A 21,494-nucleotide genomic window follows, 5' to 3' on the forward strand; every position below is an offset into this window, starting at 1 on the left:
ATGCGAGCCGCTGTGAATATCCCGGTTCCGCCGTGGGGGCTGGCCGTAACAGCGATCCTGTCCGTTCAGTTGGGGTCTGCCTTGTCGGTGGATCTGATCGAGGCGGTCGGCCCGACCGGAACGGCCTGGCTCCGCCTCAGCATGGGAGCCATCATCCTCCTGGCGATTGTCCGGCCACCGCTGCGCTCCGTCCGCCGTGGTGACGTGCTGCCGCTGCTCGGCCTTGGCATCACCACGGGGTTGGTGACGACCGGGTTCCTGGCCGCGATCGAGCACATCCCGCTGGGGACCGCCGTCGCGATCGAGTTCCTGGGACCCCTGACGGTGGCCGCGGTGCGCAGCCACCACCGGAAGGCACTCATCTGGCCAGCCGTGGCGCTGGTCGGAGTCGTGCTGCTCACCGAACCGTGGCAGGGAGACTTCAACCTGGTCGGGGTTACTTTCGCCGCGTTGGCAGCGATCGGGTGGGCCGCCTACATCTTCCTCACCCAGCTCATCGGGGACCGCTTCACCGGAATCGGTGCGCTCTCCATGACGGTGCCGGTCGCTGCGGCCACGGCGGCTGTCGTCGGAATCCCGCAAGCCGCCGGCCACCTCACGTTTGGGATCCTGGCCGCTGCGGCCGGACTCGCGATCCTGATGCCAGTGCTGCCGTTCATGCTTGAAATGCTCGCCCTGCGCAGGATGACACCCACCGCGTTCGGCACCCTGATGGCCCTCGAACCAGCCCTCGGGGTCCTGCTAGGACTGCTCATCCTGCACCAGCAGCCCTCGGCGATCCAGGTCCTGGGCATCCTGCTCGTGGTCCTCGCCGGCGCCGCCGCGCAACGCGGCGGCCGACGGCCCCCTGCCACCCAAGCGAAGAGCCCCACCCATGCAGTTCTCGACCTCGTGGGATAACGGGCCACCGCCCAACTCACATGCTTTAACCACTGCCGTCCCGGCCCCTGTCGCACGCTCACAGAGCGCATGACGGTGTTCGCCCCACACTGCTTTCATTCGGAATCCCCTCTAAGGAATTGGAACGATGTTCACTGGCTTGAGCGCTTTTCCCGTCACCCCGCTGGCGCACGACGCCGTCGACGAAGCCTCCTTTATCCGTGTGGTTGAAAGGCTCGCAGCGGCAAAAGTCGACTCCATCACGGCACTCGGCTCCACGGGTTCCTACGCATACCTCAGCAGTGACGAGCGAAGCCGTGTCGCGCACCTGGCCGTGCAGCACGCCGGCGGGACGCCCGTAATAGTTGGTATCGGAGCGCTGCGGACCTCCCAGGTCCTCACGAACGCGGAAAACGCCGAGCGGGCTGGAGCATCGGCGATGCTGCTGGCGCCCATGACCTACCAGCCCCTCACCGAGGATGATGTGTTCGAACTTTTCCGGACCGTCACGTCGCACTCGTCCCTGCCCGTCGTCGTCTACGACAATCCAGCCACCACGCACTTCACCTTCAGCACCGGACTCTACGGACGCATCGCCGCGCTGCCCACTATCGCTTCCATCAAAATCCCGGGCGTACCGGCTGAACCGCAGCAGGCACGGGAACGGGTCGACGAAATCCGCGCGGTTGTTCCCAAACACGTGACCATCGGAGTGTCGGGAGACGCCCACGCCGCCGCTGGCCTGGCCGCCGGCGCCGATGCCTGGTACTCGGTCATCGGCGGCACCTTGCCTGCCCTGGCCATGAAGATCACCCGCGCCGCGCAGGACCACCGCTTTTCGGACGCGCTGACCGAATCCGAACGTCTCGCACCGCTTTGGAAGCTGTTCGCCGAGTTCGGCGGGAGCGTCCGTGTGGTTGCGGCCATCGCCGAACACCTGGGCCTTGCCCCCACAGCCTGCCTGCCGCTGCCCATCCAGGGATTGACAAAGACCCAACGCCACCGCATTGCCGGAGTCATCGATGCGCTCGGCCTCCACTGCTAAATAGCCTGACGCGGCCCGCCCTGGCATTGGCCCGCCAGGACCTCGCCGCATGCCAAAAGGCCGACATTGGACCTTCCGTCCGGTTGATGCGTGGATTGGTGTAGCCGGGGATTCGGTCATCGGCCCGGAGCGTTGTCACGCTTTCGTTGGTTTTGCACAACTGAGCAGGAGGGCGCCGCCCGTACCTGGGATCACGTGCCTGCCTGGGCACGCCACCTGAACAGCTGACACTTGCCTTGCTGCGGAGCCGGATGGCAAGGGTTTGGGCCTAGTCATGTGGTTGTGTGCCTGAAAGCTCATGAGATGGGTGAAGGAGGTGTCGCCGCGATGACGTTTTTGATTGTTGACCGTCGTATGTGCCGGTCGTTGAGTGCCGCCACCCGTGCGGGAGGCCTCAGCCAGAACGTGGGACGGTGCGAGCCCGTACGTCGTCCCGGCCTTGCCGGTGAAAGGAAGAACCGCTTTCCCTCAGCAGGGAATGCGGTTCTTGTTTGGAGCGCGCAAAACAGCGAATTTAGGGGTGTGCACAATGTGCACACTTTCGCCGTCGGACTGGGTCGTATGGGGGTCGGACTAGGCCGGATTCCGCATGTTTCCGCGGGTGCCCAGTGTTTGCGGGGGCTGGAATGCAGTTCGAGTCCCACCTCGGGCACAGTGTTATCGCAGGTCAAAGGCTTATTCCCTTTTTAGTGTTGACAGAGCTTGACAGAGGGCAGGCCTTGGTGTTGCGATATTCCCAATTTTGTGCCTGACAGCTCCTTTTCGGGTGGGTCCTCATGCCTTCCTGTTGGCCGGAGCAGACTGACCGTGCCTTCCTGCCGTGCTTAGGTTTCGCTGTCGACGCCAATGGCTAAAGTGGGGGTGTTCCGGCAACTTCCCAGGAGAACTTACATGCCTTCGCCCGACATGGCAGAGCTCGATCAGCTACTCAGCCTGGCCTTCTCATTGCACACTTCACCCGGTTCCTACGCATTTGTGCTTGGGGCTGGGATTTCAGTACCCAGTGGAGTTCCCTCTGCGTGGGGGGTCCAGGAACAACTGATCCAAAAGGTTGCGGCCGTAGAGAACGAATCGCCGACGGATCCGTTCGAATGGTACTCGCGACGGTTTGGTCTTGAACCGTCCTACGAGTCCTTGTTGGAGAAGCTGGCGCCTACGCAAGTTGAACGCCAGAGGCTTCTTCGTAGTTTCTTCGAGCCGGACGAGGAAGAGCGTGAACAAGCTCTGAAGCGACCTACGCAAGGCCATCGTGCGATAGCTAGGCTTGTGCGGTCCGGGGAGGTGCGAATTGTCCTGACCCTCAATTTCGATAGGTTGATGGAGGCGGCTCTCCGCGACGAAGGTATCGAACCTGTCGTCGTTAGCCATCCCTCTGACATTCACGGGTTGCCGCCGCTCCACACCCTCGGCGCTCTCGTCGTCCACCTGCATGGTGATTACCTCAATCCGACCGCGATGCGAAACACGCAGCAGGAACTGTCCGGCTACGAATTGCACGTCGATCAGTTTCTGGATCGAATCACTTTCGACTACGGGCTGGTGCTGGTCGGCTGGTCGGCAACGTACGATCCAGCACTCGTTCGTGCCCTGAGTCGTAGCCCTCGTCGCATTTACACCCCGTATTGGGTTGAGCCGAGAGACCTCAGTGAATTGGCTCAGGGCCTACGATCTGCACTCGGCGCTGTCAAGGTTTCCTCGACGGCGGACGCCGCCCTTGGGAATTTGGCTGACGCCGTTGACTCGTTGAAGGAGCGTGCTGCGCGGCACCCCTTAGCGGTAGCTGCCGCGGTAGGCACTGCCAAACGCTATCTTTCCGGCAGAGCCACTGCTATCGGGCTTCACGATCTCATCAAGCAGGAGCTTGATCGGCTAAGAAATCAGAACGATCTCCTCCAAAGTCATACGGGTGAAGAGTCGCCCGACGGCGGATACCACGCGATGGTCGCCCGCGTGGAGGAGGCAAGCTTCGTGCCGACCGCTTTGCTGGCCACAGCAGCCTACTGGGGGAGCATGTCCACGGACCGCTGGTGGATTCCGGAGATTCCCAGATTCGCCGGACAAGCCAGAGGAAGTGGACTGACAGATGTTCTTCGCCTCCAGATGGTTTGCGCAGGCCAGTTTCTATACTCCGCAGGCGTGGCCGCAATTGCCTCCGGACGATACGAACTCGCTCGATCACTGATTTGCATGCCGGTCCCGGCCCCGTATGAGGGAGTCAGGCTGGCTGGAGACGCGCTGACACCCGAAACCGTAGTTTCGAGTTCAGGCTCGCCAGCCAAGCTGCTGTTTCAGCGCATTGAGCCAATTTTCGTTGAACATCTGGCTACCGGAAAGCAGCAGTTCGACGATTCGTGGGAGGCATTTGATTTTCTGAGAATCGTAGAAATGACACTGCAACGCGCCGGTTCGCAGGTGGCCGCGGACAGGCTCCGAGCGTCCAACGGTGCCCTTGCGGCAGCCAAGGAGCGAATGGCCGCGGCAAATGCTTCTAACGATGCCGATGAACACGACGAGGCTTCGTCGGCGCTCCGGTCGGCGACGCAGGCAGCCGACCGAGCGCTTGGCCAGTACGCTGACATGATTCCAGTATTCCGCCCCTACCTACGGGTCCAGCACGCTCCTCGGGGAATGGGCCATCGTTCGGTCGTGGGCGGAAGAATTCTCGGACAGTTGGAAAATGAGGGCCAATCCTCGCCAATCTTGATCGCGGGATTTGGCGGAGGTGATCTTGAGCTGTTGATTGCCACGTGCCAGGCGGTCGACTTGGCAATCGGTCGAGTGGGGCACGAGGCTGCCATGGCCAGTCTCCCGCGCGGAGGCGGCATCGTTCCGGATCACTTCCGAATCGGGGACCTCTAGACGCGGCGTGATTGGACGATCTCACGGCCGCTGGTGGTTTCACTTTTGCGGTTTGTAGCAGTTGGATCCAGCCGAGGTAAAGCCTACAAATCTGCTGCGGGATACGGCTTTTGCAACCCGGGTGGCGCCGGATCGCTCGCGTGGCTTGCCCGAACTGCGTTTGTCACTTTCTCGTCTGTTCAGCGTGAGAATTCTGCGAGGGTCCTGTTGCCTGCGTACACCAGACGGTCGACGAGGTTGAGCCAGTTGCTTCCAGCTCCTCGTGCGTCGGCCTCGGGCTTGATCTCCACCAGCCACTCGTCCATCGGCGCATAGGAGACGAGCTGTCGGTCCGTCCGCGAAAGGCACAGTGCGTCAAGCCAACTCAGACCTTTGCTCAACTGCGCGTTGATTGGGAGTTGGCGCAGGAACCGGATGAGCTCGAGCAGGCATGAGGATCTGCCGGCCGCGTATGGGAGCCACCGAGGAATAAAGTCCAAGAGATCGTCGGGTTTCACCCACTGGAAGGCGTGGTGGCCGAGCTCATCATGCAGTGACTGGGTAGTCCCAGGATGATTCGGAAGAAGGTGGCTCAATGCGTAGTCATTGAAGCCGACTGCCTGGTCGTAGATGGCCCTGTTCGCTTCCACCTGGTCGAGGACGTGTGCGAATAGGGTCGGCCAAACTTCTCTCGCCGCCTCAGCGAGCTCTTGGGTCTCTGCTCCGACCGCGGCCAAGTCCCGCAGGAACGCGCTGAACACGTGGCTGGCGGGGGCAAGGGCCGTGACGTACTCAGACAGCAGGTCGTCGACTGGGTCCGCGCGCGACTGGATGTGCAGCAGTGCCCGTGCCGCGGAAATGGTCTGGGCGCCGCGGTCGTCAACAAAGTAGCCGTCGTCGGAAAGCTCCTGGGTGACCATGGCGTGTGCCTGTGCCTTCAGGAGCGTTTCCAGGTGCTGTTGGGCGATCTCGGCGACGCAGGCGCTGGACGAGGAGGCGCGCCCGAGCGCGCGGATGGATGCACTGAGGCGGGACGTCTCGAGCCTCTCCGGTGCAATCACAGGAATTCGAACCATGACGTCGCCGGTTACCATGACTTGGGGGAATTGCTGAAGCGCGTCATCGAACTCGCCGACTTCGCAGAGCCGGGCGAGGTCGAGCGCCCACTGGTAGGCGGTCAGATGCAGACATGGGTCCCCTGAGCACGGATGCTCCCAGATGGTGTCACACGCGCGGGAGAACCTCAGGCAGGTGTCCGTTGCTGCGAGTGGACCGAGGGCCGAGGCCGCCGCGGCGACATCGTCCGGGGTGGCGCCGGCCTTCTGGAGTTGTTCGGCAAGTTCAGGAAGAAGCAGGTGCGGGATTGCTGCGGCGGCGGCTCCTCGCGTTCCAATGTCGTTCTCAAACCTGAGTGCGTCGCTGTCGCGTGCGGCGTCCTGCGCAGCCCTTTCGAGGATGCCCAGGATGGAAGTGATCGCGAAGGAACTATTCTGGTCGAATGCTTCGGGATTTCCTTCCGCGGCGCTACGGATTGCGGCTGATGCAACGTAGGCGAGTGCGAGGAACGGGTCGGATGCTGCGAATGCAGGTGGGTTGTCGTGCAGGTCCTTGACCAGTGCTAGGTCATCCGCAATCTCAGCCGGAGTTGGCGGCGTCCAACCTTCTTTCTGCTGTCGTGCCGGAATCCAGTACTTGTTCTGGAGCCCTATGAGGAGGTTGCCGCGGGCCATGTCGGCTCGCAGCGGAGCGAGCTCTTCTTCGATGATCCTGGGCTCCTTGACCGAGATGAGCACTCCGCCCTCTGTGGGCTGGGTCGTCATGTTGCCTGAGTCGAGCGCGGCTGCCCAGCGCTGGACGGTGGACTCGCCAGCGTCATACCGGGCGGCGTTAGCGACTAGCTTAGTGCCCAAGTCTCTGAGCTCTTGTTGGCGCTCTGGGCCGGCGCTTACCGCAAGGACCCCTACGATGTCGCGCAGGTACCACTTACGTCGTTCGGGATTTGTGATGCCGTCATCGGGCGCACGCATGAATCCAACGGTCTCATGAGTAGCTCGGATGGAGTCGAAGTCCCAGACGAGCGGCTCGACAAGGTAGCGATCAAGCACCTTCGGGTCGTCGGCTAAGTGACGAATGGTGGCGCCGACAATGAGTGCAGGCATGGCCAGGTTCTCGCATCCGTTCAACAGCACTGTCGCCACATTTCCAATCGCAGCCCCGTCGGCGACCATGCGGTCGACCCACCGTTCAACCGCCTGGAGTGCGCTCATGCACGGGTACGGTCCATTGGTATTGCCCCGGTACCATCCCCAGACGTTGCTGTCTCCGACGTAGGCTCGCTCGGTGCCGTCGATCGCAAGCGTGAACTTCGAGCCGGCAGCGACAGCTCCTGAGCCGTCCTCAGCGAGGCAACGGATGTTTGCTGCATGGTTCAGTATCCGGTTCACGACCGGAACCCAGTCTTTGTGCTGACACATTCGCATCAGAACCCAGAACGACCCATACCCGTGGTTGCTCAAACTTTGGAAGCCGCGTGTCTGGTGGTCGCGTATGCCGTTCCATAGTCTCGAGCCGCTACCGCCCCGGTTGTCGATGTAGTAGGCCTCGGTGAGCTGGAGAAGGAACTTGGGGTCGTACAAACCGAGGCTCCATGCGCTCCAGTCGAGGTCGACTGCCGGTTGGAGTCTCGACGGCGAGTGTTCAGCCACCTCGGACAGACAGGCGCGTACATCCTCGTTGATATCTGGGCCGAGGAGCGCGACCAACCGGATGTACCGCTCCTGGGTAATCTGCCAGTTAAGGGTACTTTGGCGTCGTCTCTTGTTCGTGTAGCCGACAAAGACGTTGAACACGACCTCTTCCTTAGACTCCGTGGAGCTTTCTACGGGAGCGGTCGGCGGGTGGTGGTTCCGCCAGTGGTCAAGTAGGAGGTCTCTTAGAGCCATCCGGGTCGGGTTGCACGTGGGCAACCCGATCACGATGGCGGAGTTGAGCCATTCGCATACAAAACGGAACACTTCGTCGTCCTGGTGCCACAGCTCGTTGACCTCCTCGATCAGGAGGCGCACGACCGGCTCACCGCGTGGCACGTCGACCATGTTTTCGTGCCGCTGATGGAGCGAAACGACTCTGACGAAGGTCGCGAGAATGTCGTCCGAATCGGCGGCACCTGCGTCAAGGATGTACCGGAGAAGGTCGTACGCGTTCGGCATCTCAAGTACAGCTTCAAGCGGTACGTCCTTCCAGCGGGCCGTGGAATCGTCACCGAGGGCGTCGAACTGGGCCATCAGTGCCGCAAGCTCAGCATTGGGATCGTCCGCACCGGTGAGCTTGCCTTCGCATGCGAGCTTGGCCGCGGACATCGACCATCGCATGGGTCCGGATGTTTTCAAGGTTTCTGTGATGGATGGTGACCGTACCAAGCGGACGGCTGTCGCGAAGCGACGGACTTCTTCGTGCGCGAACTCAGGCTCGGCTTTGCGCAGGTTCTCTGGCGCCACCAAGAGGTCGGCCCGCAGAGCGTCGAGCGCGGCATGGTCAGGGCGAGGGGAGGTTCTCTGGGCCTCCGGCAGTTCGAGCTCGGCCTCGCTCATAGCCACCAGGGCTTCGCTACGCGCTGTCGCTGAACTCCCGCCTGCTGCGCGGCCGATGAGGTTCTTCCAAATCAGCTCAAGACAGCCCCAGTTATCCAGGGGCGTAGTTACCGTGCTGCCGGTCCGAGCTAGAAGATCAACGATCGCCAACCGCCGATACAGCGACTTGGCTGGCAGGTTGCGGAGCGCGCCGGCGATTGCCGGTACCTCCTCTCGTACGACATGTAACTCAGCGTCGTCGAGCCCGGGGACCTCGAACTTCCGAGGCTTCGAGTAGATGCCGATTAGTGTGCTGGCGGCATCCTCAGCGGCGGTGTCGGCGGCGATCAGGATCAGGCCGACATCGGCAGCATGTGCGGCGTCCGCGAGTTCTCGCAGGAGCGGAGCACGTCCTTCGATTGTTGCGTCCGCTGCGTCGACGATGAGGAGGCGCGATGGTGCCGACATCTCGCTGAGTAAGTCGGCGAGCGGCATCCCGAGGTCCGATGACAACGCCGCGACGCTGCCGCGGGTCCTCCGCAAGTTGAGGACGACAAACTGAAAGTCGTCGTCGGCTGCAGCGAGCGCCGAGGCGGCCGACAGCGTCAGAGCACTCTTGCCGGTTCCTGATTCACCCGTAATCAGGGCTGCCCTACGGGTCGTCCCGGCGAGAACGAGCTCAGCTTGGACAGTCTCCCTCAGCTTCGTGCGCAGGAGGTAAACCCCATCCGGCAAGTCGTGGCGGACGGCAACCATTGCAGAGTTTTGTTCGACATCGAGCTGCGCCCATGCAGCTTTTGATCTTCCGGCATGGGGTGCTAGTACGGAGTGGAGTTTGCGTCGAAGTAGGGGAAGATCAGCCACCGAGCCCTTCTGATCGAACTGCGAGGCCCCGGCCGACTGGAGATAGTTGCGGACATCAGCACCACTTTTTCCTGGCCGCGCGAGCGGGTTCAGCCGGTTGCCTATTCCCACCCAATCCGATTCGTCGTCGGACTCGACGCGGAAGCTTAGGATCCAGAGTCGCCTGAGAAGCGACCAGACAAGGCTCCGGTGTTCGTCTTGGGGTGTCTTCGGGCGAGCCGTCTTCACCAGCCCGGTCAGATGGTCGTATCGGTTTGCGTGGCCAGCGTGACGCTTCGGCTCGTGTATTTGAAGGTGGAACTCGGCCTCGGTCGCGTTGTCCCGCGCGAGGGAGGCGAGGAGCTGGACCTCCTTCTGTGCAGGTGTCATCCCTGCAACGGCCACCGCGACGTATGCGCGCTCGTCCTCGCTGAAGGTTTCGACCTGATCCAGGAGCGCCCCGACGAGCTCCGCAGTCTTCTTATGGCTCTTGATGAACTGCGGCGCACGCCGGGCGGCGACGTGAACAACAACCCGGGCTTCGCCCCTTTCAGCCTCTATCCGCAGATCATCAACAGGATCCGTGGGGTTGGTCTGGAAAGCAAGCCGAACGACCGGCAGCTCATCGGTTTCCTGGCGGCCTGCGCCGAGTAGCATGTCCGCAAGGTAGCTGGTTGCGACCCGATGACCAAGCGTGCTGCCCCCACCACCACCGGCGTAGGGGCTAACCACCGCCACCTCGTCGCCATCATTTGGCGCAGCCTGTTTGCGCGTGGTTTTATCGTCCGCCATGGCCCTAGTTTGCCAAGTCAGGCGTACTGGAGGAAGCCGACAGGCTTGCACTGCGGGTGTAATTTCCACTTCTCGACGACGAAAACAAAGCCAGGGAACCACCTTGCACCTCGAATGGAAGCTAGCGAAGGTCACGTTCAGTGCCAGCGGGGTCTCTGCTCATATTAGGCATGTGGTGAGAGGTCATCGCTGGCGTGGAATCTGCCTGCCTGAGAGAGCCCGTTGATGGCTCGGTGAGTGTCTATTGGAGTCCGCCCCGATGCTGCGGGCCAACAGCTGAATGGACGCGTGAGCTTGTTTCGGCCGTGCAGGTGACGTCGATCCCGTTCCTCGGGCCGCCACGCCTATAGACCGACCCGCGTGCACATAGATCGCGTTGACGTAGAGCGGCTGCTTGGGTTCGAGAAGCTGAGCATTGAGCTGGATCCGCAGCTCCAGCTGATTGCCGGTCCGAACAGTGCCGGGAAGTCGTCGCTGCTCCGTGTGCTGGAGACCTTCTTCGCCAACTCGACCGGGTCGGATCTTCTGCGGTTGAAGCCATTGCACGAGTACTACGTGCAGGGAGGCCCCAGGATGATGTCCAGCGTTATGGTGCACTTCGGGGGACTTGCCGATGCTGAGGCGGAGCTGTTCGCCGACGCGGTCCTCAAGAACGGCACTTTCTGGATCAAGATCTCATGCTCACGGGGCGGGAATATCACGTATGAAGCGAGTCGCAAGTCAGCACGCGCGAGTGAGCTCTATAAAGCGGTACTGCAATCGTTCAGCTTCGTGAAGATCCCGTCCGTCCGCGTGAGCGAATCCGGGCAGGGTGAGAACGACCAGTCGCTGGTCAGGCTGTACGAGACGCTTGAGGGCGTGCTCGTGAGATCGGGCGGCTCGCGCAAGACTCAGCTGCAGAAGGAGTTCGAGGACGCGATCAAACCAGTTGAGGACCTCGTGCACAAGGTCCTCAGCGAGTCCGTCGTCGCCGTGGCGACGGAGCTTCCGTTTGGGGAGCGTGAGCTTGGTATTAATTTGCCTGACTCAAGGCATGCTCTTCGAGGGATGCTCCAGGAAGCTGTGATCACCAGCCGGGACGAGGTTGAGGTCTCGATCGCCGAGCGCGGTACCGGCTTCCAGTCCGCGATGGTGCTCGGGATCCTTCGGTACGTGGCCTCTCAGAGCCAGCAGGCGGGTGGAAACGTGGTGTTCGCGATAGAGGAGCCTGAAGCCTTCCTCCATCCGCAGACGCAGCGGGCGATGGCAAAGATCCTGCGGGAGATCTCAGCTGGTGCGCAGCTTCTTGTGACTACCCACAGCCCCGTCTTGGTGGATTCATTCTCGGTCCGCCGCATCGTACGGCTTCCACTCAGTTCCGGTGGCACCAACTACACCGCGCGTCGTCAGGAGCTGACAGAGGCTGAAGAGGGCCGGCTGACCAGATACTGCGACGCAACAAATAGTGAGCTCGTCTTCGCGAACTCGGTTGTTCTTGTCGAAGGCCATGGTGACAAGCTCCTGATCGACCATCTCCTCGCTCGCATCACCGGCGGGGCGGGCGGCCACTACGCCATGGGTATCGCTGTCATCGAAGCGTCGGGCATCGACACGATCAAGCACCTCGTGGGTTTGGCGCAGTACTTCGGCGTTCGCGCCTACGTGATCACTGACAAAGACGGCGTGCACAAGCCAGGCGGCCAAGGCAAGCGTGTGTTGCTGGAGATCCTCAAAGCCAGAGATCCTGCCCCGTCCCAGAGTGAGCTTCAGGCTTTGCACGGCTTGGCCGATGAAACGGTATCGAACTTGAAGGCCGCACTTGAGCAGCAGGCGCGTCTCAATCGCGGCCTTGCAAGGTGGGATGCGTTCGTTCTGGCATCCGATCTTGAAGGCCTGCTGCTCGACACGATCGGTCAGAAGAAGCTCGCTGAGATGCTTGGACCGGCGGGTGAGAACGAGGTTGACCAGGTGGCGTCGGATAGATACGCATCAGGCGTCACGGGCAAAGAGGAGCTGGCGGCCTGGCTTGGCTCGAAGGGATGGAACTCCACGGGTAAGAAGTCGGGGAAGGTCAAGCCTCACTTGCCGTCGGCTCTCCTGAGAGAGCACCTTGCCACACGCAAGACTGCCCCTCAGGCGGTCAAGCCGCTTGATGACTGGCTTCGCACGATTATGAAGGATCACGAGCGGTCACCACTCTGAAAATTGTCGTTGGCGCGGCTGCACACACCAGCGTCGAGGTGACTCGCAACTGCGAGTATGGCCCCGATGGATGTGTCGCTCTTTCATCCCGTTATTTCCGTTAGCCACCGGGAAGCTTTCGTCACACCCGAAACATGGATCCTTGATGTTCTCGCGGTCCTAAATTAGTCAAACTTGGACCATGACAGATTCCTCGGAGGACGATCCATTGTTTATGCGTCTTCTCGAACAACAGTTGACGGCACTTGTACGGCTCTATGAAGCGTCCGAATCATTGGAGGAAGCACTTGAGAACATTACCCGGCAACTTGATGGCGCAATCGCGGAACTTCGGGGCATAGTTGCGCATCTGGATGCGTTCGATGTCATAGCGAACCTGTACTTGGTGTCGCTGCCTCCCGACATCGACTCCTACGTTGAAAGTCAGCATGAGTCGTTGCCGAGCCTAACTGAACTCGCGGCATTGCTGCTTGCCGAGCGCGAGCCGCGAGTTGTGGGTGATGTGACGCAGACTGCGGGCCCGGAGCTGGAAGATTTGCATGGAAAGCTACGGACCCTTTTGGATCTTGAAGCCATACGCTTGCATGTTGAATTGCAGAAAGCCGATGAGGTCCTCGCAAATGATCATGACACTCCGACGGATGTTGTCCCACCGCGTATCGAATCACGAATGCGTCTGTCGATCGTGTCGGCCGAGCTCTACATGCGCAACCGGCAGTACATGGACAAGGAACGGACACTGCTGCTGGAGCTGTTCTCGCCGCCTGCAATCGATTTGGCCGTCCGCGAAGTCCTCGGCTACGGGGTCGTGGATCTTCTTGAGCTCTTCGATTCAACAGCAGGCTGGCTCCAGAGGAAGCTAGTCGATTCAGGCGAAGAGGCCAGGAATTTTCTGGAAGAGCAGCTGGCAGTAAACGAGGATGTTCGAGTAGCCATTGAAGCAAGTGGACTTGGGGATGCCGAAGCTCTCGACCACCTCGTCCGGGCTGCCGTGTTCCAGCAGATAGCGGGCTATGGGTCTTTCTCAGCTGACGGTTTGGCTGGCGAGAGCACCATGGACGCTACCCTTTTGGTGAAGATGCTGTCTGATTTCTCTATCGACCTCGAGCTTCAGTTCGAAAACTTGGTGTCCGGTTACCTTGCAGGTGACAACCTCGTAAAGAGGAAGCCTTTTGCCAGCCGCATTGTAGACGGCGAACGGCGCTGGATTCTCATCCAGCCCACCTCCCTGCTCTATGCGATCCGACCTGCGCTGGAGAATGCACTCAAGCGCAGCCGATCAGCAACTGAGTACAGTGACCATCGCGGTGAACTCCTTGAATCGAAGGGCCTCGCGGAACTGGTCAAAGTGCTCAAGCCGGACATCGCTTACCAATCGGTTTACTACCAAGACCGTGATGAAACACAGGTATTTGAGGGCGATGGACTGCTGTTAATCGATCGCTTCGCAATCATCGTCGAGATGAAAAGCAAACCTCTTTCCCTCGCGTCACTCAGGGGGAACCCTGGCCGGATGTTTCTGGACCTCAAGAAGATCATCCTGGACGCGGACGAGCAGGCACGGCGACTGAGCGCACTCCTAAACGACGGGCAGATATTTCGTCTTAGGCGGGCCACGCTCCTGAACTCTGAAGGGCAGCCGCATTCCCAAGTGCAGGACGTCGATATCCCGATCGTTCCGGGGAGGGAAGTCCTCACGATCACCCTCTCGCTCGACAACCTAAACGCAGTCTCGACCGTTGTCGAGGAACTAACCCGGAGCGGACTGTTGAGTGGGCAGGATGACCCGCCCTGGATCGTGAACCAGCATGATCTGGAAATCATCACAGAGGTGCTTGGACGCCCATCTGAGTTCATTCACTACCTTCTACGCCGCCGCGAAATGAACATTTCCGGCTCATTCCGCGCTTCGGAGGAGCTCGACTATTTCATGAGGTACCTCAGCACCGGCCTCTATATCGAACCTGGACAGCCCGGGATCACTATGCTGCCGAGCCAGACGGACAGGCTTGACGCCTGGTACGAGTACTCTCGTGGAGATAGGGCAATTGCAGCCGAGAAGCCCCAACAGCCGATCCCGGCGGGCATGGCGGCCCTCCTTGACTCGCTCAGCGAACATCGCCCCTACGGTTGGCTTTCAGCCAGCATTGACCTTCTCGACCTCGACGGACCACTCCGGCGAGAAATTGGGGATCTACTCCTCACATTGCGTCGGGAGAGCCGTATGGACAGAAAGATGCACACAAAGTTTGTCGGCTTCGGCATCGCGGGACCAGGCAAGCGTCGGGGCATACTGTTCCTCAGCTTCGCTCGGGGCGTCACCCGGGACAATGCCATCCGGGAGGCGAGCTCGCGTCTGCGATTGCGGAAACACGCCCTACGTCTCGACTACCTGGCGGCTATTGGCGTTTGGGATTCCACTGAGACCTTCAACATTTTCGTGTTCAACGACGAACCATGGCAGCCGAATCCTGCCCTTGATGAGCTCGCGCGGCGCGCAGGCTACGAGCTAGACGAATGAGCTACGTGGCGTCGTACTGCATCGGGCCGGTGAGTGCTTTGAGAGCATGACAAAACTGCGGTGCCTCCATCGAGGCCGCGGCAGTCGTTTTGATGGGGCAGGAAGTGGGCAAAAAGGAAGTGTTGACAGTGTCAACACTTTTAGCTTCGGATTGCTTCATACATCGGCAGGTTTGGCTCGGATTCGGTACGTTTTCCGGACTTCCCAGCGTTTGCACGGGCTGGAATGCAGTTCGAGTCCCACCTCGGGCACGCATTCCCCCTCGTCAGAGGGGGTTTTGCTTTTAATGTGTTGACATTGACCCTCCGCGGGTCCCTCTGACTCTGGCCGCGGTCTGTGCCTGGCGCCGCGGTGACCTATGAAATTGTGTGAGTGGCGGGATCAGGGCCCTTGGCTGGTGGGCCCTCCGCCTGCCGGGATGTGGGGGTAATTGTCTCCTTCTCTTGCTTGTCATGGTGGCCTTGGTCGGCCATCACTCCTTCATGGTTATGGGTTGTGTTGACGACATGACCAATCTCAATTTGTCGGCATGACTTTCCCCCGTATTGGGGCTCCCTGCGGACCACGCTTGGTGCGCGCAAAGCCTGTTTGTCCGGCCAAAGTGGGTGTTGACACTGTCAACACTCGGTTGACGGCCAGCTGTCCGGCTCGCATCGTGATCCCTTCCGCAGACTGTGTTGCTGATAGCAGTTCATGCTTCCGGCCCTCCCCGGGTACATGACCTGCGGGGAACCTGGGCTAAGGATTGCGCTGGTGTCGCGGCAAACGTGCCCTCGAGGGCCCTAACTCGGGCTGACAAGGCCTTTGTGCCAATGTCTGGAAGATCGGGCATGCCGGGCCGCTTCGGGTTGTGTTTGCTCTGATACCTCTCCATGGGAGCCGCGGACCGTGCCGACATGACCGCACGTTGAGATGTTTACGAAGCCGTGCACTGAAAACACCCATGAGGCGGTCGGATGGCCACTTCGATAGATGCCCTGAAGGTTGGTGGTTCCCTGGCGCGGAGGGATTAAGGACGCAGGCCTGTTGGACCGAAGTCAACAGAGCCCCAGAACCGGTGAGGAAATGACGGTGTGTGGGATCGCACCCCGCGAACTTCGCAGTGTTGTCGCTGATTCAGAGGCGTTTCAGGCCAAGCACGTGTCCAAACATCCGCGGAAGTGTGGACACGTGCACGACCCTACTTCAATGACGTCCCAGCATGGACTGCAGCAGTGGTCCTTCCATGGCGAAATCCGGTTTCAGCCCATACAGCATAGAATTCACTTGACCTCGGGAGCTGCATCATCAAGCCGGCATATCCGCTTGCTGCCGTGCCGGGCGCGACGCTGACGGAAATCCATGCCGGTCTCGACGGGGCCACGGAATCGCTTACCGTCCGCCCGTGATTGCGTGGGCCGTCATCGGAGTCGTGCTGGCCGCTCTGGTCCTGCTATTTGCGTTGATCAGACCCGAGCCGCGGGTGGAGACGTCTCCTGCATTTCCATAGTTTTCGTGCGGCTTCAGGCGAAATCGGCGTCGAGTTCACGCATGAGCGCATCCCAAGCTTCCGGATTGTCGGCCCGGGACCGCGCCGGCGCTGGTAATTGCGGGAGGAGCGTCTGGCTGCGTGTACCGCTGGGAGCGAACGGGGGCAGGACGGATCCGGAGCTGCGGCGCTTCATCGTTGGCCTCCACTGAAAGCGGGAGCGTCCGCGCGTTGGCGGGCACTGTCGGGCGAATGGTCGGACCGGGCGCCTTCGCCGGAGAATCCACCGCCTGGCCCGAGCCCGTCGCGGGCGAGGTCATGGAGTAGCTGGTGGTAGCAAGAGAGGGCAAGAGGCGGCACCTGGTGAAGGGAAGCCATTGTCGCGCGGGGACGGTCCACGCGGAACAGGGCGAGGATCGCCATGTCTTCCTGCGCATCGTTCAATGTCCGGTAGGCGCCGATCGGGCAATCTGCGGTAAGTGCTCGTGCGTAGAGGAGGAGACGGTCGACCGGTGTCGGGTTCGCGGCTCGGTGCCAGACTTGGACGACATCCGTGCTATCCAACATGACCAGTGACTCCTTGGCTGAAGATCGAAGTGGTCGGGGACTCTGTCCCTTCCTTCTGATACACTTAACTTTAGACCTCCAATGTTAGATGTCAATAGACATCCAAGGTTAGATGTCAAAGTTTTGAATCATCGTCTATACGGTTTCAGGAGCGTGAGCCATGTCCAGCTGGAGAGACCGACTCGCGTTCGCGCCGTTGGAGACTGCCGAACGTGGCGAGGAGATCGCCCTTCGACTCCGTCATTCGATCGAGCTGGGCGTGCTCGAAGACGGAGTCCAGCTTCCTAGCGAAAGCGAGCTCGCGGCAAGGATGCGAGTCTCCACGATGACCCTGCGAACCGCCCTTGCGGAACTTCGTCATCTGGGACTTCTGGAAACAAGACGTGGCAAGGGCGGCGGAAGTTTCGTGAGGGCGAACACTGGAGACATCGCCAAGGCCCAGCGGGACACCCTTGCCGCGTACTCCCTAGGGGATCTGCGCGACATCCGAGAATACCGGGCCTTCCTGGCAGGTTCAGCCGCGACGGCGGCTGCCGGCCGATCGCAGCAGGTCTCCATCGGGCGCCTCGCTTCGATGGCGGCAATGATCGAGACGGCGCAAACGCCCGCTGAAATGACTCGGGCGGACAGTAGGTTCCACATAGAGCTTGCGGCCACATCAGGATCCGTCCTGTTCGCCCGCCAGGAGATTGCGATGCAGGCCGAGGTCGGGGCATTGGTATGGGTCAGCGCGTCTGACCGCCGCAGTGCGGCGGCGAACGAGCACAGGATGATCGTGGACGCCATACGAGCCGGGGACACAGCTCGTGCCCGGGACCTCGCCGAAGACCATGTGCGCCAGGACATGAACCGCCTCATCGACCTGCGGATGTCCATGGAACTTCCGCCACCAAGCTCGCCGCCCGGAAACGAGGGCATCGATAGCGCCATTTCTGCCGTCGAATCGTTCGCTGTGAGCCTCGAGGGGACTGTGACCGCGTCGATCCGCACCGTCGAAGAAGCCGCCCAAGCCGACCTTGACCGCGCAAAGAGCGGCAGGCTGAACGAGTTGGAGAGCGTCTACGACGTAGCCCGCCAGAATCTGAAAGCCATGCCGGCACTGTACGGGACGGGATTCGTGGCAGATCCCTCCTACTTCGGCAAACCGGGATCCATTTGGTGCTACCTCCCGTCAGGCCCGGAATCTCCGCAGCGATTCGAATTCGACATGGGCCCTGAGTTCTATGACTACTCGACAGCGCCATGGTGGCCCGCGCACGGTGACAATGACAAGATCCACGTCAGCAATGCCTACATCGACGCCCTCGGAACCAACGAGAATGTCGTCACGTTCGCCAAACGTGTCACGAGGGTGGGCAAGATGGCAGGCGTCGCTGCCGTAGACGTCCTCGTCAGCCGCCTCCAGGCTGAATTCAACCCGTTCCTCAGGTCCTTGCCGCCCAACACGTGCATCGTGGACCAGAACGAAGTTATTCTCGCAACCAACACGGCCAGTCTCGTCGGTGGAACCCTCTCCAGGTCCCATCAGGCTGAACGGAGAATCGCTCTCGCATCGCTCCCGTGGAGCCTCTGTTTAGGTGTAAGCACCGGAAATAATGCCGCTGATGCAGCCCGTTGAACCGTCGCCTGGCTCCCCTCGCGTTTGTCCCGGAGGGGATGGCGTGAACATGGCGCGTGCGGTGCGCGCCTCTTTCGGCGTGGCCGGCCAAGTCGCCAGTCGGCCGCGGCATCCACATGGCCCTTAGCGCATCACTGAAACTTGCGCTTACATCATCAAGCAGCGTAGTGGGCCCGTCCCTGAATCGCATGGTTGATAGCGGCATGCCTGGCCTGGCGAAAGATGGATTCCTTCGCGCAGACATACTGTCTGTCTTCGGCAGGATTGGGTTACGACGGCCGCCGGGTTAGTCAGAGATGCTGCCACCCTCATTGAGGCCGTCATGCCAGAGCTGGTTCCACCTGGATCCCACAACTAGGCGGGTCTCGACGGCTTTGCGGTCTTGCATCCCCGCGGTGGAGTCTGGGACGAAACTTGCTTCATAAGTGATGTCGGACGTCTAGTTCAGCTGGCGTGGTCCCGCTCGGGCGCCACGGCTCCGCAGCAACTCGGGCGTGACCAGTCGAAAGCACAACTAACGGCCCTGCACGGCCCCTATCGCGGGAGCTCCCCTATTCATTTTAACTGGCATGCACGGGTATTCATGCGCCGGGAGTACCTTCTCTGTCCGAGAAAGTGATGAGAATCTGTCCCAGGGCTGAGGAGTAGTTCCAGAAGCTCACGATTATGGGGCGGCCAGCAAGTGCCGGAGTGCCTCGACCGCTGCAGTCAGTTCTTCACCGGGATCTAATGTGAGTTCTCCCTTGGCCGCCCATGGAGTCGGGCGGTCGAATTCCCCGAGCTCGAAAGAGAGCCGCACGTGTCCGTCGTGCTTCGCGGACAGCCGAAAATCTCCCTCCAGGGAGTCGAAGTTTTTGTTCCCGTCCCAGCCGCGCCAATTGAGTGCGAGCTCTTCGAAAAAGGACAGCAGCCCCGACCAGCCGTCGAAATCGTAGACATTTTTGCTGGCTCGGAGTTCTTGCAGTTCCGCGGTGACCGTCAGGTTTTCTATAGGGCCGTCCGTACTATGAAGTGTCCCTTCAACGCGGAAGTTGAGCGCGCCCTGATGTCCGATTGCCACCTCATTCATGACCTCATTCTCCATCAGGAGCTCGAACGGTCTGGCCCGTTCCCTGTTTGTGGGCCGCCGCCATGTATTGGGCGTAAGCGGCGGCTGGGTCTGTGGCGTGGCGTTCGATGGTTGTGGGGGAGTAGCCGAGAGTTTCGGCGATGATGGCCGCGGGTGCGAGGTTGGTGGGTTCGTGGAGGGTTCCGAGCCGCGCGGCACTGGTGCTTAAGAGCCTGCTGAGGCGTGTTGTGAGGTGTCCGGGGTGGGAGCGTTCCGGTAGCCACCGCTGGTAGCGGGCGCAGCTGGGACAGCTCCTTAGCAGCAGGACTGATTGTACGGATAGACGATGAGAATTGTCGCGGTTTAACGGGGGGCCGGTCTACATCGTCCAGCTGAGCCTTATGTGCCTCTTAGCAGGTCGAAGGGCAGTGCCCTGTAGGCGGTGTTTTTGTTCATGTTCCAGCCGGCGACGATGCCGGAGCCGATCATCTGGTGGCTGAGGCGGGCGAGTCGGAAGGCGGGGTGGGTGTCGAGGGCGAGTTGGAGGAATTGGTGGGCTTTGCCGCTTCGGCCTTCCCACCAGTTGATGTAGCCGATGGTGGTGAGGACGGGTGGCGCGTGTTGGGGTCTGGTGCGGGTGTAGGCGTGCACGAGCACTTGTTGTGCCCAGTCGATGCGTGACGATTTCGGCGCGCCGTCGGTTTGGGCGAACTGGATGTGCTGCATGGGTTCGTCCAGGTCCGGGATGTCGGCGATGAGTCTGTCGCGGATGGCCGGGAACTGCAGCTTGGCGACGTGTGTGTGGGTGGTCCAAGGAGAAGGTTTTAGCACCGTTATGGCGGCTATTCCCTACGCGGGCATGGATGAGGCGATTGCCATCGAACACAACAGTCCGCAAGGCGCCTCACCGGGGCTGTTTGGGGTCCGGGTCCGGAAGAATTTGTAAGAATCGCAACCCACGTCCGCACATGCAGCGTCTCGGATATCGGAGCAGTCGCCAACCTGAAATGGTCCCGTCGTGGGTTCCGGATGTCCGGATTTGGCACAGAGAGAGGAGCTCGTGGCACCGAAGAATTCCTCACAAAGCAATCAATCCACTTGTGAAGCAGCACCGCAACGCAGCCGAGCCTCATCCCAGGAGATCATAATGTCGAACAAAAAGCGCATGGGATCTAGTGTGGCGCCTCGTGAAGGCCTCGCCGCATGTGAGGAAGACTGCCACTTCTGCATTGGTCCAGAAACTGACTGAGACCGCGCAGTGAGGGAGGTCCTGTACCACCGCCGCTCCTTCCCTTCTTCTAAGCTAGGAAAAAGGTCATGTCGGACGTTAACCGCCGCAGCGACAACCCCTCCCGGGACATCATCTTTCATGATCCGTTTATTGCACCGGGAAGGCCGCAACTAGCGCCAGTGCCCAACAGGCTGCCATACCGAGGGCAACAGCAAGAGCGGGGAAAAGGCAAAGGGCCCCGCTTATCTCGACAAGAAGCCAAGGCTCTGGCCGTGGCTCAAGTCGCCCTTGACCTCGAACGTCTCATGAAACGCGTGGAATGAAACTGCTCGGGTGAGAACACTTGAATCAATGCTTTCGCGTGCGGGCGACATTCGTGTGACGATATGATTCCCCATTCGGCAGCAGGGTTCCGTCGGCGAAGTTGATCCCGTCCCAGGAGTCTTTCCAGCCTTGGTTGATCAGACCCCGATCGTTGAGTCGCGCATACTCGACGAAGCCGTCTCCGTCTTTGTCCTCATAGTCCTGGATCCAATCCATCGCGGTCTGCGTGTGGCTGGAGCGCGGCAATGGATTCTTTCGCAAAACCCAAGCGGCTCACCTCGCCGAGCACCATCAGAAACAGCGGCGTGGCGTCGATGCTGCCGTAGTAGGTGGACTTGCCGCCCAAGGCCAGCCCGGTGGATACGTCCAGCCTCCTCGTGAAGGATCTTGTCCGGCTCCTCCTCACTCATGGGGTCCACCATGACGTTGAGCAGTTCGGAAGATCCTGCGGGGTACTTGCATTGGCATCGCGTAGAACGGCCAGAAATCTCCGGGAAGTACGTGAGCGCGCTCACTACAAGACACTCTTTGGAACCTCTATACAGTGCCTCTCTTTCTTGATACATTGCT

General features: G+C 60.7%; 10 protein-coding genes and 1 pseudogene. 6 read left to right on the forward strand and 5 right to left on the reverse strand.

The features are described from left to right. From J2X42_RS12715 to J2X42_RS12725, 3 genes are all read left to right on the forward strand, one after another. Positions 1-900, forward strand: coding sequence for an EamA family transporter (locus J2X42_RS12715; RefSeq protein WP_310165780.1), 900 nt, complete (start codon positions 1-3; stop codon positions 898-900). Positions 901-1,027: 127 nt separating this feature from the next. Further along, complete coding sequence (locus J2X42_RS12720) at positions 1,028-1,924, forward strand: dihydrodipicolinate synthase family protein (RefSeq protein ID WP_310165640.1); 897 nt, start codon at positions 1,028-1,030, stop codon at positions 1,922-1,924. 891 nt (positions 1,925-2,815) lie between these two features. Further along, positions 2,816-4,783, forward strand: coding sequence for an SIR2 family protein (locus tag J2X42_RS12725; RefSeq protein ID WP_310165642.1), 1,968 nt, complete (start codon positions 2,816-2,818; stop codon positions 4,781-4,783). 179 nt (positions 4,784-4,962) lie between these two features. Here the strand turns inward: J2X42_RS12725 and J2X42_RS12730 are convergent, their stop codons facing one another. Then, on the reverse strand, positions 4,963-9,966 hold the full coding sequence (locus tag J2X42_RS12730) for a hypothetical protein (protein ID WP_310165643.1): 5,004 nt from the start codon (positions 9,964-9,966) through the stop codon (positions 4,963-4,965). Positions 9,967-10,326: 360 nt separating this feature from the next. On the opposite strand from J2X42_RS12730, the gene J2X42_RS12735 reads away from it, so the two are divergent. Further along, on the forward strand, positions 10,327-12,147 hold the full coding sequence (locus J2X42_RS12735; protein WP_310165644.1) for an AAA family ATPase: 1,821 nt from the start codon (positions 10,327-10,329) through the stop codon (positions 12,145-12,147). 181 nt (positions 12,148-12,328) lie between these two features. After that, positions 12,329-14,668, forward strand: a complete 2,340-nt coding sequence (locus J2X42_RS12740) for a hypothetical protein (RefSeq protein WP_310165645.1) — start codon at positions 12,329-12,331, stop codon at positions 14,666-14,668. 1,502 nt (positions 14,669-16,170) lie between these two features. Here J2X42_RS12740 and J2X42_RS12745 read toward each other — a convergent pair. Next, positions 16,171-16,332 (reverse strand): hypothetical protein, encoded by a 162-nt coding sequence (locus tag J2X42_RS12745; protein ID WP_310165647.1) that lies wholly within the window; start codon positions 16,330-16,332, stop codon positions 16,171-16,173. A 531-nt stretch (positions 16,333-16,863) separates the two neighbouring features. Here J2X42_RS12745 and J2X42_RS12750 point away from each other — a divergent pair. After that, on the forward strand, positions 16,864-18,321 hold the full coding sequence (locus J2X42_RS12750; RefSeq protein WP_310165648.1) for a GntR family transcriptional regulator: 1,458 nt from the start codon (positions 16,864-16,866) through the stop codon (positions 18,319-18,321). Positions 18,322-18,985: 664 nt separating this feature from the next. On the opposite strand, the gene J2X42_RS12755 is transcribed toward J2X42_RS12750, so the two are convergent. The 3 genes and pseudogenes from J2X42_RS12755 to J2X42_RS12765 form a co-directional block, all read right to left on the reverse strand. After that, entirely contained in the window at positions 18,986-19,390 is a 405-nt protein-coding gene (locus J2X42_RS12755; protein WP_310165650.1) for a DUF6228 family protein, read from the reverse strand. Between the two features lie 378 nt (positions 19,391-19,768). Continuing rightward, complete coding sequence (locus J2X42_RS12760; protein ID WP_310165653.1) at positions 19,769-20,200, reverse strand: hypothetical protein; 432 nt, start codon at positions 20,198-20,200, stop codon at positions 19,769-19,771. Between the two features lie 805 nt (positions 20,201-21,005). Next, a pseudogene (locus tag J2X42_RS12765) lies at positions 21,006-21,346 on the reverse strand (amylo-alpha-1,6-glucosidase); the annotation flags it as partial. Positions 21,347-21,494 lie beyond the last annotated feature (148 nt).

Source organism: Arthrobacter sp. BE255 (genome assembly GCF_031457335.1).
GTDB lineage: Bacteria > Actinomycetota > Actinomycetes > Actinomycetales > Micrococcaceae > Arthrobacter.